Here is a 15,236-nt window from a genome sequence, read left to right as displayed (position 1 = left end):
CACCGTATGAGAACCCTGCTGGACGCGATGCGCCGCACCGACCGCTTGATCGCCGCGACCGTCGGCTTCGCGATCGTCGCGGCCGTGTTCGCCGGACTAGCGGTGACGTCACTGCGCGACCACCGCGCCCTCGAGCGTCAACGCATCGAGGACGTGGAGATTCTCGACGCCGCCCGCTCCGGGGTGCTCGCCATGATCTCGATCCGCGACACCTCGGCCCCAGACGACGTCAAGAAGGTCCTCGACCAGTCGACCGGTGCATTCCAGAAGGACTTCGAGGCGAGATCGGCGTCCTTCGTGTCGGTCGTGCAGGAAGCCAAGGTCGTCACGACCGGCGACGTGCTCGCCCAGGGAATCGAATCGCGCGAGGACGGCACGGCAACAGTACTGGTGTACGCGACGTCGTCGGTCACCAACGCCGCCGGCGCCGAGAACGAAACCCGAACCTGGCGCCTACGCGTCACGCTGACCGACGACAGTAGCCGATACAAAATGTCGAACGTGGAGTTTGTGGCATGAAATTTCCAGTATTACAGAAGATTCGGCGGGGTAGGCGGGCCGTACTCGCATCGTGTATGTGCGCGGCGCTCGTCGGGGTCGCCGGCTGGGCATATCTTTCGTTCCTCGTCGCTCCGCGCGATGCGGCGATCGGTCAGACGCAGCAGCAAGTTGCCGTCGATGCAGCCGCCGACGCAGCAGTCGCGATTCTCAGTTACGGACCAGACACCGTCGACGCAGACCTCGATCACGCACACGACCTACTCACCGGCCCGTTCGCCGACTACTACGGCACCTTTACCCGCGACGTCGTGATACCCGCCGCCAAGGAGAAGAAGATCGACACCTCCGCGACCGTCGTAGGCAAAGCGATCACCGACTTCTCCCAAGACCGGGCGAACGTCTTGGTTTTCCTCAACCAGTCCACGACAACAGCCGACACCGCCCAACCGACCACCACGAGCACGGCCGTTCGCATCGAAATGGAACGCCACGCCGACACGTGGCTGGTCACGAAATTCGACCCTGCATAGTTCGGAGTATTCGATGATCATCGACCTGGTCGACCCGATTCAGCACCTCGTTGAAGCGATTGCGTACCTGCTGTTTCGAGGCCACTTGCCGAACTGAACCGCGGATCCTGACTGGCTGATTCCATCACATGCAGACGCCCAAACCATCGCGGCAACCGCGACAGCCCTGGGAGGCAACCGGTGCACCCCCGCTGCTCGCCGAGAAGGCGACGGCGGGCTCGCCTACTCCGGTGTCGCGGGACCGATCCACTCCGGATACTGCACGGCCACCGGCATGGTGGGAGGTTCGAATCCGGGTGGGGGGACGACGACCCCGGACGCGTTTTGCGTAAAACCCGGGAGTTGTCGCAGCCACCAATCGATGCAACCCTGCGGCATCTCGTCTCCCTTCATCGGTCGCAGGTAACGGAGCTTGGTGATTTTCCAGCCGTCGAACACGTTCCACAACGGCGGTCGGTTGGCGCGGGGGTCGTGTCGGGCGGGGTCGGTATCGGGAATGCCGGGTAGGCCGTCCTCGCCGATCCGCTCGAGTTCGATACGGTAAGCGAGGTTGAGACCTTCGACACTGAGATTCACGCCGGGGTCGGCATGCAGGTTGTAGCTACATACGGTCGCCCCGATACCTGTGGCCGTCTCGGCATAGCCGGTGATGTGGAGGAAGTTGGTAAGGGCGATTTGCTCGTCCTTTCCTGGTTCGGCCGAGGTGAAAAAGTCTTCCTTGTCGGCGTTGCTTCGTCGTGTGGGGCCACCGACCGCTTCGGGATAGCCCGGAAAGGAGCGGGACTGCCCGACGAACCTTGTGTAGTCAGCGGACTCGTACGTCGCCCGCACCAGCTCTGGACCTCGCTGCAACAGTTCGATGCCCGGGTCGGCGGACCATACGTTGCTGTAGAGAACTGCGGAACTCTGTTCGACCGGTCGGGGCTCTTCTCCGCCTTCGGATCCGCAGCCTGCGGCGAGGACTGTCGCAGCCATGACGGTCCCCGCCAATCGAACACTCCTGCTTCTAACCGTCATTTCGCACCACGTCTTCGTAGCCATTGCGAATTCTTTCACCATTGCCATCCGTGGGCTCACCGAGACGGCTGAACATCGTTTGGAATCCGTCCTTGAACAGCGTGCGAGATTCTGGCGCAGATTGAACATCCTCCCAGCTCCGGAGACCACCCGAAGTATCGAATGCCCACGGGAAGTCGATGCGAAAATCCCCTGGAAGTTCAGGCGTCGATTGGAGGATGTTGTAGTAATCGCGGTAGAAGTCGGGGGCTTCGAGGGCGACTGACGGTGCCGGACCGGGTGCCTTGCCGATGATGGCGTCCTTCAGGGGGTCGCCGCCCGCGTCGATCATGGTGTTGATGTATTCACCGCCCGGGAGTCTGTCTATTCCGAGGCCTCCGAGACTCGTCAGGGCGCCGTACGCCGCTGCTTTGCGGTCGTAGATGGCTTGCGCCTGTTCGGCTTTGTCGTTGTAGCTGTCCTCGGTCGAGAGGAGTAGTCCTCTGTCCATGAGGCCGTGGATTCGACCCGCTGTGGAGAGGTCGCCACCGGAGAGGGGCGCCGAGGGGTCGTGCGCGTACCGACCCTCTGCGGCGAGGATTTCCTGCATCGACGACTGGGTGAAATGTGTTCCTGCTTCCGGGTCGGTGTTGAGGACCGCGAAAACGTTCGATGAGCCGCCGAAGTGGTTGTTGTCGGCGGGATCTGCCCAGGTGCCGATATCGAATCCGGGTGTCTCGGGCCTCCCGGCACCGGCGAGGTCTCCGACATACGGGCTCATGCTGTGGGACACGGTCCGAAGCAGGTCCGGGTTGACCTGCCCGACGGATTGGCCTTCGGTACCGGGAATGTTCCTCAGCGTGTCCCAGTCGGTGCTCATGTTTTCCGCGACGGCCGACATGATGCTCCCGGTGCGGGTGGCGGTGGCGACGTCCGCCGGGTTGTTCGGGTCTTCGACGACTGCATCCTGGGCCCCGAACTCGAAGAGCGTCGAGGCTGCCTGCCCGTTGTCGGACCAATTGTGAAGCAACACATCGCGAACCAGTCCTTGACCGGTGTCGGGATGAGTGACCGCATTCTCGACGGCGATCTTGTCGTCCGCGACTGCCGCGAAGATACCTTCGGTGATGGCCGTGTTCTCGGTGCCGCGGCCGTCGACGGTGAAGTACTCGAACTTGTGATTGGGGTTCTGTTCGTGCGCGACCTGGGCGTCGAGGTACTGGCGACCTACGTCGAGTAGGTGCTGATCGAGGCCGCTGCCGACCTGGTACTGCGGATCACCGGCCTCGACGATCTTCGCGATGGCCTGATTGTCCGCGACACCGTTGAGTTCGACGCTGGAGGCGCCCGAGGAACCCACCATCTTGAAGTCTCGGATGACGAGGTCGTCGCGGGTAAGCGATTCCCGCATCTTGTCCGGCAGCAGGGCTCCGCCGCCTTTGGTCGGCACCTCGGAGTCGCCGGTGACGGTGGCGGTGACTTTCTCGTTCGAGATGAGCTGGAGCGAGTTCGCGAGAGAGCGTTGGGCGTCGGGCGGCAGCTTCTCCATGATGTGCTGGATCTCTTGCGGACTTTTCCCGTCGAGCGACCGGCTCACCTGGTTCAGGTACTCCATCTGGGACGCGGGGATGGTAGCGGCATTTCCGCTGTTCACTGCATCGAGCTGTGCGGGCGTCAGGGCACCCGCCTCGCCCAGCCTCCGGACCTGCTCCGGGGTCAACCCGCCCGGGTCGGATACGAGGTCGGCCGCATCGGTGCGACCCTGGTCTGCACCGAGTGCGGCGGCGGACGTGAAGGCCGCCCGCAGGCCGTCACGCGCCGTGTTGAGGGCGTCCCGGACAGTTCTGTCGGCATTCACTGTCGCTGTCGCTGCGTCGGAGAGGTCGCGCTGCCAAGCGGCCATGTCGTTCGCTCGGTCGGTGTCCGCCTCGGAATTGACCGGATCCGTCACGACCAGGTCGTCGGATACGCGGAACTGGGCTGCTTCTGCGCCGACGATCGCCATCCGGGCGCGTTGCAATGGCGCATCCACTTCGTGGAAACCCTGCTTCGCCCGGTTGGCGAGCGCCTCGAGGTGATCGACGAGGGCGAGGGCGGTCTTCTTGTCGGCATTCGCCCGACCCTGGGCGGCCTCTGCGGTTTTGCCCTCCCAGTATGAGTCGTTCACCTTCGTGACGCCGTCGACGTAACGGCCGAACAGGTCCTCGACCTTGACGCCGAGCGCAATCCACGCGTCACCGACCTCGGTCAGCATCGACGGATCCCACGATTCGAGCTGTGTGCGGGTGACGGTCATCCTTCTGCGTTCCAGTCACCCGTGGCGTCTGTGTACGCAGCGACGAATCGGTCGGCGGACGCGTCGTCCTGATCCCGGTATTCCCGGGCGACGTTGATCATCACGTCACCGGTTTCGCCGAGACGCTCCTCGAGAGCGGGAACGAGGGATCCCTCGATGAGGTCGCCCGAGATGCTGCACGCCTCGAGGACGGAACTCATGACGCCGCCCGGGCTCGACATGAAAGGGCCTGCCGCGGGGCCGACTCGTAAACTGCCTGCCTCCCCGGCCAGGCCGCGCAATACTGCGCCCAGCTTTTCGAGCTGGTCCAAATCAGCTTTCAACGTCCCCACAAAGGCCCCCTTCGACTGCCGGCCACTTCGGCCGACTCCCCCCACCGTCAGCGTTAGAGCCTAGCGGGCGGTGCGGCCGCGTACCCGAGGGAGTAGGCGCCGACCACCTTGGGAGTGGACTTCTCGTAGAAGACGTCGAGTTCCCGAATGTCGAAACCGGCGTCGGTGAGCAGGGCAGGGATGTCGCGGGTGAGGTGGCAACCACCGGCCACGGTCTTCTGGATGGGCTCCAGCCGGTGCTGCCACTTCTGGACCCCGGCGTCGGGGGCGAGGCCGTGCTCGACGAAATGCAGGGTTCCGCCCGGCCTCAGCACTCGGCGCACCTCACGCAGTGCGGCGTCGATATCGGGAATGGTGCACATCGTCCAGGTGGACAATGCACTGTCGAAGCTGTTGTCCAGGAACGGGAGCGACTGACCGTCCACACCGGCGCGGTCGACAGTTACCGGGGACCCGCTCAGCCTTTTCGCGGCCAGCTTCCAGCCGAGATCGGCTGGTTCGACGGCGCTCACGGAATCGAGATCCGGTGGATAGAACGGGACGTTGAGGCCGGAACCGAAGCCGATCTCCACAACGCGCCCGTGCAGTCCGGCGCAGACCCGCCGGCGCGTCGGCTCCGTGAATTTCACTCCACAGCTGATGTCGACGAGCCGCGGAACGATCCGATCAGTGTAGAAACCCATGCCGTCCTCCCATCAGGGCGCTTCGCGCCCCGTGCGCCCTTCTGGTAGCTGGAGCAACCAAAAAGGCGCACGGGCGGCGGAGCCGCCTACCGCGGGGCCATACGCAGCGCACCATCCATACGAATGGTCTCACCGTTGAGGTAGTCGTGTTCGACAATCATCTGAGCGAGCTGCGCGTATTCGGCGGGCTGGCCGAGGCGTGAGGGGAACGGGACCCCGGCCTCGAGTCCCTTGCGGTACTCGTCGGTGACGCCGGCGAGCATCGGGGTGTCGATGATGCCGGGGGCGATGGTGTTGACGCGGATGCCGAACTGGGCGAGGTCGCGGGCGGCGGGGACGGTCATGCCGTGCACGCCACCCTTGGACGCGGAGTAGGCGATCTGGCCGATCTGGCCCTCGAACGCGGCGACGGACGCGGTGTTGATGATGACGCCGCGCTGCCCGGACTCGTCGACGGTGTCGGTCTTGGAGATGGCGTCGGCGGCCAGTCGCATGACGTTGAACGTGCCGAGCAGGTTGACGGTGATGACGGTGCGGAACAGTTCGAGGTCGTGGGGGCCCTTCTTCGACAGGATGCGGCCCGCCCAGCCGACACCGGCACAGTTGACCACGATGCGCAGCGGCAGTCCCGATTCGACGATCTTCTCGACTGCGGCCTGGACCTCGTCGCCGCTGGTGACGTCGGTGGCGAGGAGGGTCACGCCGTCCGGGACGGTGTCGCCGGCCCGCTCGATGGACTGCTGCAGGTCCAGTCCGAAGACGGTGGCTCCGGCGTCGACGAGACGCTTGGCGGTGGCGGCACCGAGGCCCGACGCTGCTCCCGTGACCAGTGCGGCGGTTCCCTGAATATCCACTGTTCGAATCCTTCTCTCCGGCGACCCGAGTTGGTCAACCCTGGTGACCTGCACCATAACGCGGCCAGCTCATGGCAGCAGAGGCAAGGTGTGCCCGACCGGCTACCCCGTGGAATTCCCGAACTCCGCTCGCAGGTAGCGGCACCCTGTTCGGCCGCTGACGAGGGCGGCTCGCGCTGTGCCGAGACGAATTTCGTTGCCGTCACCGCTGTGGAGTCGCACGTTATGGTCTCCCGGTCGATCTGCCCGTACCTCGATGTCCGCGAATCCATGTGCCGACGCGATGTCTCGAGCCGCCTGGAGCACCGCCGGCCACTCGGCGTCGGGGATGGGACTCGTCGAGTACATGTCGGGAAGAAAGACCGACATCCCGTCGGCACTCGCAAACGGCACTGAGCAGCTTCCCTGAGTCCGGTCGCCCGCCGACACCCAGCGAAGCGTGGGCACGATGGCTGCGGCGGCGTCAGCGATCTGGTGCGCCACGCTCGCGACCGTCGCTTCCGTGTCCTCGAGCGGAGGCCACTGGCGCATCCGCCCCTCGGCGGCCGCGATGTCGGCGGCAGTGCCGTTGTACGGGTTGTCTGTCATTGCACTCCTACAGCTTGTGACGGCAGCACATCCTGTGACGAGAGCACATCCTGTGACGGCCGTCAGAAAAATTCCCACGGCAATTGCGGCGGCCCGGTGAGCCGGGCGACGGCCGTCGGCAATCACCGAACTACCCTCTCCGGCAGCCCGGCCACGATTGCCGACATGTTGTACTCGGACATGGTTCCCCGGTGCGGATACTCGCTGTGCCCCAGAGCGCCGTCGCGAAAAATTCCGTCCGGGCTCATTCCCTCGTCGACCGAGAGTTGGTCGAAACTCACTGTGCCCGGATCGGGACCGAACCTGTGCGTCTTGCCTACCTCGGTGACGAATCGGTCGTCGGCGGCTTCCATCACGTATCCGTGCCCGTCGCGCAGCCCGAGGTCGGACTCGTCATCGGCGTTGACGCCGGGAGAACCGTAGAACACTGCGTCATCGACCGGCTGGCCGGGACCGGGATCCTGGAGTGCCAGGCCAGTCGTGTAGGAACCATACGAATGTCCGAGTGCGGTGAGGTGCGGATCCGGTTGTCGAGAGGCGACATTCACCCCTTCGTAGAAGGCGGCGAGCTTGACCGCTCCGGCAGCGGCCCGGTCGCTCTGTGTCACGTCCAGCATGCCTCGAACCGTGTCGAAAGTCCCCGGTCCCATCGTCTGCGGCGGCTCGTATCCCAACCACGCAATCGTCGCGACCGTCTCGTCGTGCCGGCCCTGAAGACGCAACTGCTCGACGCTGGTGTCTCCCAACGAACGTGCCTCGCCGACCATTCCCTCGAACGAGTCGACGATGGTGGTGTTCAGTCCGGGCGTCGTCACCGAAATGTGCTCGGCGGTATCGGGGTCACCCACCGCGAAGGCCGCCATGCCTCGCTCTCCAGATTTCAGGTCGAGCAGCATCAGCCGGCCGTCCGGATTCTTCGCGACGACCTGCTCGAGTATGCGCAGATCTTTCAGCTTCTGTTCGCTGTACCACAGCGCCGCATCGTCATTGGTGAATGCGCCCCCGAACGGAGCGTCGTCGATAATCGACTGCAACCGGTCGCGTTCTGCTGTCAACCGGACCCGTTCGTCGTCGAACTGGTTGACGTTCGCCTGATGCCGCGCCGCAGAGGGGAGGCCGTCACTGCTTCCGACCCACTCGGGATGGCGCTCGAGCATTTCCCTGCGTTGCGACTCCGGCATTGCGTCCCAATACTTCCGGTTCTCCAGCGGCGAGGCGTTCTGCGGTGGCGCCGGGGCAGACAGTCTGCCCTGCTGATCGCCGGCTTCGAAGTCTCCGGCGCCCCGATCTCCGATGCCACCGCTCATAGCGTGTGTGAGCACGTGGGCTGCGTCGGCGTCGATGTCCTCGGCCTGAAGGATCAGCGCCCGCGCACTCGCCTCGAGGTCGGCCCGGGCTGTGAACTCGTGCTGCCGCCATTCGGAAGATCTCGGCGCATCGGTGACCGCGCCGGCATCGGACACAACGAACGCATAGTCGTCGGCCGTAGCCATCAGCGCGGCGACCTCGAGTTGGACGTGCAGAATAGCGTCGAACGTGTCCGCCGTGACCCGCCGGACCGCGCCGATCACCGCACTCTCGTCGGCGAGGTCCTGCACTGCCACCTGAAAAGCACGTCGTGCTGCGTGCGCGGCTTCGCCCTCCCAACCGCGCAGATCACCGAGTTCGGTAATCCGCCGTCGCACATCGTCGATGGCGGTGATGCGTGCCGACAGAGCCTGTTCCAACTGTTCGAGCGCGACGGTGTCCCACTCACGAATCATCTTCAGATCCACGGTCCCCCCCGGGTGCCACTGTGCACGTAAGGTAGCGGAGCACGGCCTGATTCGTAAAGGGGGATGTCGTGGGGGAGGGGCAAACAGTGAACGTCGATGTCGTGGAACTGCGTGTCGCAGCAGGGCAGATGGAGGGGATGTTCACCGAGGCGAATACGGCGCTCGCGGCCATCGATGGCGTGATCGCCCGGTCATCTGCGGCGTGGGCTGCCACGTCGCGGGCGGCTTTCCCGCAGTTCTGCGCTTATCTCGATACGCGGCGAGAGGCGCTTCTCGGCGACCTCGCCAGAATTGCCGACAACCTCGCCGGTACAGCCGCTCGCTATGACGGGCAGGACAGGGCCACTACCGACGCCGTGTCGCGCCTCCTCCCCTGAGTGCGGAGAAAAGCCCGGACACTGTTCTGTTCGTGGTTACAGTGGGCGCGATGAGTTTCGAACGGCTCGATGGTCTATCCCTTCGCCATCCCGTAACGAAAAAGAGGAGTGAGTCCCGTGCGCGTTGTGATCATGGACTTCATCAGTTTGGACGGTGTCGTGCAGGCGCCCGGCGGCCCTGAGGAGGACACCGACGGTGGTTTCGCCCACGGCGGCTGGTCACATCCGTTCTTCGATCCGGAGGCGATGGGCACCGCTTTCGACGACGCGTTGAGCGGGGCAAAGGCGTTGCTGTTCGGGCGGCGCACGTGGCAGACGATGGCCGCGGCGTGGCCGGAGCGGGCAGGCGACCCGTTCGCCGACCAGATGAACGCCATCCCGAAGTATGTGGTCTCCTCGACACTCGGCGACGACGAGCTGACCTGGGAGAACACCACGCGCATTCCCGGTGACGAGGCTGTCGCGGAAATCCGGAAGCTGCGGGAGAGTGGCGACGGCTCGCTGCTGGTGATGGGAAGCGCCACACTGGCGCGGACCCTCCTGAGCGAGGGCCTGTTCGACGAACTGCGGCTCATGATCGAGCCGGTGATCCTCGGCGGCGGCAAGTCGATCTTCCCCGAGAACGGCGGGCTCCGGACTCTCGAGCTGGTCTCCTCGGTCACGAGCAACACGGGCGTGCACGTGTGCACCTACCGGCCTGTGGAGTAGCCGGGTAGGTTGTCTTCGCGTGCGCACGGGAGGCGCAGGCAAAACGGTGGGGGGACGGATGACCGGGAATCAGATGGAAGTCGATCGCGAGGCGCTGCTGCGCTGCATCGCGGCGTGTGACGCCCTGGCGTCGGACATGGCGGAGTTGCGACTGCGGGCGTACCGGGAACTCGCGCCCGACAACTTCGGTTTGGGCGAAACGCATCTGTGGTCGGCCGCGGCGCTGGCAGAGCGCTTTCGGGCGACGGCCGTGGGCGGTTCGGGTGTGGCGGACGAGAACACCGCGGTCGGTGTTCTCGCCGCGCACGAACGCCACGCCGCGGCGATGAAGGCGACGTTCGAGGCGACGCTTGCCCGCTACGACGAACAGGACGCCGCGACCGCGGCACAAGTGAACGGTGCCGGTCTCTAGCTCGGCAGATCAGTGGATGTGTTTCTGCCAGTCCTGCGGCACGCGGTCGGCGGGGCCCGGAATGGTCTGCTCGAGCGGATGATGCTGCGGTGCAGCCAGTTCGGGGCCTTGGAACACTTGATCGGTGGCATAGTTCCAGAACCACGATTCGCCGGGCTCGAAGCTTTGCACCACCGGGTGACCGGTGTCGGCGGCGTGCCGGCTGGCGTGCTGCGCCGGTGAGGAGTCACAGCATCCGACGTGTCCGCACAGTGCGCAGCGCCGCAGGTGCACCCACCACCCACCGGCGGCGTCGCATTCGACGCACCCGGTACCGCTCGGTGCGACGCTCGTGTCGATGCCTTCCACTTCACCCATGCGAGTCTCCTTCCATCGCTGTCACTTCCGGCTCGATCGGGATGCGAACCTGGAAGCGGGTATCGCCCGGCTCGGAGTGCACGCGGAGATCGCCGCGGTGTTTCTTCACCACGATGCGCCAGGAGATGTCGAGGCCCAGGCCGGTGCCTTCTCCGACGGGCTTCGTGGTGAAGAAGGGTTCGAAGATGCGCGAGCGGATCTCTTCCGGCACACCGGGACCGGTGTCGCCGATCTCGATGAGCGCCATGTCGCCGTCTCGGCGGGTGCGGACGGTGAGAGTGCCGTGCCCCTGCATCGCGGCGACGGCATTGTCGATGAGGTTCGTCCACACCTGGTTGAGTTCCGCCGCATAGGCAGGAACCTGAGGCAGGGAAGAGTCGTAGTCCTTCACCACCGCGACCGAGTCGCCGATCTTGCGTCCCAGCATCACCAGCGAACTGTCGAGCAACTCGCGAAGGTCGACGCGCTGGTACGGGGCGCGGTCCATCTGGGAGTACTGCTTCGCTGCATTCACCAGAGTCGACACCCGGGCGGTCGAATCGGCGATCTCGTTCATCAGAAGCTCTGTCTCGATGGTGTAGTTGAGCCACCGGATCGTGCTCTCGACCACCGCGTCGTCGTCGACGCTCGCCACGATCCGCTCGAGCCAGGGGATGTCGAGGCCTGCCTGCACGAACGTGGGAGCGAGGTCCCAGCCGCCCGAGACGCCATGCGTGTCGAACCAGTCGCCGAGCTGGTCTTCACGATCCGCGGCTTCCAACGGTGTGAGTGTAGGGGCTTTCGCCACCAATTCAGCCGCTTCCTCCTGTAACCGGATCAGTGTCGCGAGTGCCTGCCGGTCGTACACCCCGGACGCGATGACACCGAGCTTCTGCCGCATGTGCGACACCCGGTCGCGGAGCGAGGCCGTCGCCCGGACTGCGGCGGCCGCCGGGTTGTTGAGCTCGTGCGTCAATCCTGCAGACAGTGAGCCGAGGGCGAGGAGCCGCTCGCGCTGGTCGACGATCTGACGGGAATTCTCACTGCCGAAGAACAGCCCTTCGAGGAGGTGAACTGCCATCGGGAACCACTCGTGCATCAGGGCACCGAAGCGGTCGGCGTCCAAAACGAAGAACCGGGACGGCCTGGTGACCCGCAACGATGTCGTGTACGTCTGAGGTGCGCGATCGCCGAGATACGACTGCCACGCCCCGGCATACACGCCGCGCTGAGAGGTTCGGTTGACCTCGATCTCCTCGCCCCCGGACAACTTGCCGAGGACCAGTTCGCCGTCCATCAGCACGTAGAAGCAGGTCGCGGCATCGCCCTCGGCGAAGACGGGACCCGGTTCGATCAGCTCGACGCGACCGCTTGCGCACAGCTCGCCGAGCTGGCGATCGTCGAGTTTCTCGAACAGGAAGAGCGTTCTCAGTTCCTCCGGGGAACAGGAAAGTGTGGTCACGGTCGGCCCCCGATCACGGTTGTCCGATGTAGCGGTGCACGAGCATGACAGCCATCGCCCCTTCACCGACTGCCGACACCACCCGTTTGGCCGACTCCGACCGAACGTCGCCCGCGGCGAAGATTCCGGGGACGCTGGTTTCGAGGTGGTGCGGAAGCCGGTCGAGTGGCCAGCCGCTCGGCGCCTTCCCGTCCACGACGAGATCCGGGCCGGACACCACGAATCCGTGCTCGTCGCGAATCACCACACCGTCGAGCCACTCGGTGCGCGGGGCGGCACCGATGAACAGGAAGAGGAACCCGGCATCGACGGTCTCCTCGTTCCCGCCCGCATTGTCGCGCAGCCGGATCCTCTCGAGGTGGCCGTCGCCTTCCACTCCGACCACCTCGGTGCACGGCCGGACGCGTATTCGCGGGTTCTGCTGAATCTGCTGGATCAGGTAATACGACATCGAGTCTTCGAGCGACTTCGCCCGGACCACGATCGTGACGGTGCGCGCGCCCCGCGCCAGGTACATCGCGGCCTGCCCGGCAGAGTTGGCGCCGCCCACGATGTACACGTCCTGATCCGCGCAGCGGGCCGCCTCGGTGACGGCCGACCCGTAGAAGACCCCACGTCCGGTGAGCTCGTCGATCCCGGGCGCGGGGTGGCGCCGATAGGAGACCCCGGTGGCCAGAATCACGGTGTGCGCGTCGATGGTGTGGCCGTCGGCGAATCGCACCGTGCGCGCCGAGCCGTTCACCTCGAGAGCCACCACGTCGCGCGTGGTGATCAGCTCGGCCCCGAATCGAGTTGCCTGGCGACGGGCGCGGTCGGCCAGCTGGGCGCCGGACACGCCGTCGGGGAATCCGAGGTAGTTCTCGATGCGGCTGCTCTGACCTGCCTGCCCGCCGGTTGCCGTCCGCTCGACGAGCGCGGTGCGCAAGCCTTCGGAGGCGCCGTAGACCGCGGCGCCCAGCCCGGCGGGACCGCCGCCGACGACGACGAGATCGTAGAAGTTCTCCGACGGTGACGTCCGCAACCCCAGCCGATTGCCCAGCTCGGTGTCGGCCGGCTCGACCAGGACGTCACCGTCCGGGCAGATGACGACAGGCAACCGCAGTCCGTCGGCGCCTGCGGCGGCGAGGAGTCGCTCGCCTTCCGGTTCGTCCGACATGTACCAGCGATACGAGAGTTGGTTGCGTGCGAGGAACTCGCGCACCTCCGACGACCGGGCCGCCCAGCGGTGGCCGATCACCTTGGTTTCCTCCACCGGGTGCCGCTCCGACGACGCCCAGGCGTCGAGCAGCGCGTCGACCACCGGATATAGCTTCTCCTCCGGCGGATCCCAAGGTTTGAGCAGGTAGTAGTCGAGGTCGATCACGTTGATCGCCTCGATCGCCGCATCGGTGTCCGCGTATGCGGTGAGCAGCACGCGGCGGGCCACCGGGTAGAGGTCCATGGCCTTCTCGAGGAACTCGATTCCGCTCATGGCCGGCATGCGGTAATCGGCGAGAATGACCGCAACGGGGTCGCCGCGCAGTTTCAGCTCGCGTAGCGCTTCCAGTGCGGATTCGCCGGACTCGGCGCGGATGATGCGGTACTTCTCGCCGTACCGGCGCCGCAAGTCCCGCGCGACGGCGCGAGACACTCCGGGATCGTCGTCGACTGTGAGAAGCGCGGGTTTGGCGCTCGCAACGGGCTGGTTCACACACGCCTCTCGTCTGCGGAGAACATAGAGCAACTTTCGCGTCGAGTATCGCCCGGACTGCGTGAACTTGTCGACTCGCTGGGAGGCACCGGACTGCGGTCAGTGCAGCAACTCCTGATCCTTCACCGGAGCATGCGTCCGGCGACGGGACCACACGGCACGACCCGCTGCGACAGCGACGGCGGTGACGACGACGGCGCCGGCCGCGAGTGGGCCCGCCGCGCTGCCCGGGAGCAAACCTGCCAGCAGCAACCAGGCCCCGAAGGCGAAGAACGACACCGCAGCACCGATGCGGATGACTCTCTCCGGCAGGTGCTTGCCCAGGACTGCGCCGAGCAGGATGGCCAGGGCGTCGGCCGCCACCATGCCGACAGTCGAGCCGATCCACACGCCGACCGTGTCGTGGTCGGTGGCGAGGGTGATGGTGGCGAGCATCGTCTTGTCGCCCAGTTCGGCGAGGAAGAACGCGGATGTCACCGCCAGAAACGCGGAGCGGGCGGTGCGGCCGGCCTTGAGTTGCTCCTCGTCGGTGAGGCGGTCACCGCGCAATGTCCACGCACCGAAGATCAGGAACGCGATCCCACCGACCACACTGATCGCGCCGGTCGGAAGAGCGACTCCGAGGCTGTGACCCACGGCGACCGACACCAGATGCACCACCGCCGTCGCGACCGTGATGCCCGAGATCACCACCCACCACCGGTAGCGCAGCGCGAACGTCATCGCCATCAGCTGGGATTTGTCACCCAGCTCGGCGACGAAGATCACCCCGAAACTCAGCAGCACGGCGGCCAGCACAACATCCTCCTCCAGTAGTCGGTCGGAGGATTGACAGGTGGGTCCCCCGGCGTGGCAGGCGCTGACGCGCCCACTCGGCCGAAGGTCTCGCCCACCGGCACCGAGAGACGTCACGGTGCCGGTTCGCCAGGCCGGGTCCGGTGACTCGCGTCACAGTACCGATATGTCGACACTGGCGATTGGGGGCTACTCCCCTTCGCTGACCTTCACGCTAGCGGGGCGGATTCGAAAACGCAAAGGCGACAATAAGTTTGGGCAACCTCGTCGTGGAATTTCGGGAACCCTCACGATGCCAGCAGCATCGCCAAAACAGCGGTGTCGGGATCACTGATCGGGTCGATGCCGACTCGGCTGACCATGGAGGTGACCGTGCCGTCCGCCTCCGCCTCCACCCACGCCGCCCGGTGGTCGAGACCCAGGTGAGGCAGGCCGGGTAGCAGGACGCAACCGGATGCCGCGCCTGCACATTCCGGCAACGACGGCGTGGTCTCCGACGGTGGGTGCAGCATCATCAACGCCGGTGGCTGATGGTCCGCGAACCGCCCGGGAGCGAGCGCGAACTCACCGAGGACGGTGCCCTCGGCAACCACGAGGCCGACGGTCTCGGGCTCCGGTTCCTCCGGCAGATCCTCGCGGGCGCCGAACACCGTCGTGGTGTGCAGAAGCCCCGGAATGCACGCCACCCGAACGGCGAGGGCAAGCAGCTGCGCCCATTCCTTGGTGGTGTCGGGCCAACGCCCCGAAATGACGAATCCGCGCAAAGTACCTGCGGCCTGGAAGGGCGAGATGCCGATGTAGCCGTCCCTGTTCATCTCTGCCTCCTCGGTGTGAATGACGTGCTGGAAACATGCCTCGTGCGCACACCTCGTTGGGTACTTGAAGAATGCACCGAACAATG

Annotated in this window: 17 protein-coding genes; 5 read left to right on the top strand and 12 right to left on the bottom strand. The window is 65.5% G+C overall.

Going from position 1 to position 15,236, the window contains the following annotated elements; all coding sequences use genetic code 11:
* Positions 1-6 precede the first annotated feature (6 nt).
* Both L1080_RS24120 and L1080_RS24115 read left to right on the top strand, forming a co-directional pair.
* On the top strand, positions 7-519 hold the full coding sequence (locus L1080_RS24120; RefSeq protein WP_250765859.1) for a hypothetical protein: 513 nt from the start codon (positions 7-9) through the stop codon (positions 517-519).
* Positions 516-1,031 (top strand): hypothetical protein, encoded by a 516-nt coding sequence (locus L1080_RS24115; RefSeq protein ID WP_250765857.1) that lies wholly within the window; start codon positions 516-518, stop codon positions 1,029-1,031. The genes L1080_RS24120 and L1080_RS24115 overlap by 4 nt, the downstream gene beginning before the upstream one ends.
* Before the next feature lie 222 nt (positions 1,032-1,253).
* Here L1080_RS24115 and L1080_RS24110 read toward each other — a convergent pair whose 3' ends face one another.
* From L1080_RS24110 to L1080_RS24080, 7 genes are all read right to left on the bottom strand, one after another.
* Complete coding sequence (locus tag L1080_RS24110; protein ID WP_250765855.1) at positions 1,254-2,006, bottom strand: hypothetical protein; 753 nt, start codon at positions 2,004-2,006, stop codon at positions 1,254-1,256.
* 31 nt (positions 2,007-2,037) lie between these two features.
* Entirely contained in the window at positions 2,038-4,323 is a 2,286-nt protein-coding gene (locus L1080_RS24105; RefSeq protein ID WP_250765852.1) for a TPR repeat region-containing protein, read from the bottom strand.
* Positions 4,320-4,655, bottom strand: a complete 336-nt coding sequence (locus L1080_RS24100) for a hypothetical protein (protein ID WP_159918752.1) — start codon at positions 4,653-4,655, stop codon at positions 4,320-4,322. The genes L1080_RS24105 and L1080_RS24100 overlap by 4 nt, the downstream gene beginning before the upstream one ends.
* 53 nt (positions 4,656-4,708) lie before the next feature.
* Positions 4,709-5,338, bottom strand: coding sequence for a class I SAM-dependent methyltransferase (locus L1080_RS24095; protein ID WP_159918753.1), 630 nt, complete (start codon positions 5,336-5,338; stop codon positions 4,709-4,711).
* Positions 5,339-5,424: 86 nt separating this feature from the next.
* Positions 5,425-6,192 carry an SDR family NAD(P)-dependent oxidoreductase gene (locus L1080_RS24090; RefSeq protein ID WP_159918754.1) on the bottom strand — a complete coding sequence of 256 codons (768 nt, stop codon included), beginning with the start codon at positions 6,190-6,192 and terminating at the stop codon, positions 5,425-5,427.
* 102 nt (positions 6,193-6,294) lie between these two features.
* Entirely contained in the window at positions 6,295-6,780 is a 486-nt protein-coding gene (locus tag L1080_RS24085; RefSeq protein ID WP_250765849.1) for an LppA family lipoprotein, read from the bottom strand.
* A gap of 122 nt (positions 6,781-6,902) precedes the next feature.
* Entirely contained in the window at positions 6,903-8,543 is a 1,641-nt protein-coding gene (locus L1080_RS24080; RefSeq protein ID WP_250765847.1) for an alpha/beta hydrolase, read from the bottom strand.
* A 98-nt stretch (positions 8,544-8,641) separates the two neighbouring features.
* Here L1080_RS24080 and L1080_RS24075 point away from each other — a divergent pair, with 98 nt between their 5' ends.
* The 3 genes from L1080_RS24075 to L1080_RS24065 all read left to right on the top strand — a co-directional run bounded on the left by L1080_RS24075 (position 8,642) and on the right by L1080_RS24065 (position 10,052).
* Positions 8,642-8,932 carry a type VII secretion target gene (locus L1080_RS24075; RefSeq protein ID WP_250765844.1) on the top strand — a complete coding sequence of 97 codons (291 nt, stop codon included), beginning with the start codon at positions 8,642-8,644 and terminating at the stop codon, positions 8,930-8,932.
* Between the two features lie 117 nt (positions 8,933-9,049).
* Complete coding sequence (locus L1080_RS24070; protein WP_159918758.1) at positions 9,050-9,640, top strand: dihydrofolate reductase family protein; 591 nt, start codon at positions 9,050-9,052, stop codon at positions 9,638-9,640.
* Between the two features lie 58 nt (positions 9,641-9,698).
* On the top strand, positions 9,699-10,052 hold the full coding sequence (locus L1080_RS24065; RefSeq protein WP_159918759.1) for a hypothetical protein: 354 nt from the start codon (positions 9,699-9,701) through the stop codon (positions 10,050-10,052).
* 9 nt (positions 10,053-10,061) lie between these two features.
* On the opposite strand, the gene L1080_RS24060 is transcribed toward L1080_RS24065, so the two are convergent.
* The 5 genes from L1080_RS24060 to L1080_RS24040 all read right to left on the bottom strand — a co-directional run bounded on the left by L1080_RS24060 (position 10,062) and on the right by L1080_RS24040 (position 15,150).
* A complete protein-coding gene (locus L1080_RS24060; RefSeq protein WP_159918760.1) occupies positions 10,062-10,409 on the bottom strand; it encodes a UBP-type zinc finger domain-containing protein in 348 nt (115 codons plus the stop codon).
* Complete coding sequence (locus tag L1080_RS24055; RefSeq protein WP_250765841.1) at positions 10,402-11,850, bottom strand: ATP-binding protein; 1,449 nt, start codon at positions 11,848-11,850, stop codon at positions 10,402-10,404. Before L1080_RS24055 ends, L1080_RS24060 begins: the two co-directional genes overlap by 8 nt.
* Positions 11,851-11,863: 13 nt before the next feature.
* Positions 11,864-13,540 (bottom strand): NAD(P)/FAD-dependent oxidoreductase, encoded by a 1,677-nt coding sequence (locus L1080_RS24050; RefSeq protein WP_250765838.1) that lies wholly within the window; start codon positions 13,538-13,540, stop codon positions 11,864-11,866.
* Positions 13,541-13,639: 99 nt separating this feature from the next.
* On the bottom strand, positions 13,640-14,338 hold the full coding sequence (locus tag L1080_RS24045; protein ID WP_250765835.1) for a TMEM165/GDT1 family protein: 699 nt from the start codon (positions 14,336-14,338) through the stop codon (positions 13,640-13,642).
* 284 nt (positions 14,339-14,622) lie between these two features.
* Positions 14,623-15,150 (bottom strand): peptidase, encoded by a 528-nt coding sequence (locus L1080_RS24040; RefSeq protein WP_109325944.1) that lies wholly within the window; start codon positions 15,148-15,150, stop codon positions 14,623-14,625.
* Positions 15,151-15,236 lie beyond the last annotated feature (86 nt).

Source organism: Rhodococcus sp. MSC1_016 (genome assembly GCF_023667485.2).
Taxonomy (GTDB): Bacteria; Actinomycetota; Actinomycetes; order Mycobacteriales; family Mycobacteriaceae; genus Rhodococcus_F; species Rhodococcus_F oxybenzonivorans.
The sequence above is the reverse complement of the archived record's forward strand: the minus strand, read 5'-3'. Positions and strand labels throughout refer to the sequence as shown.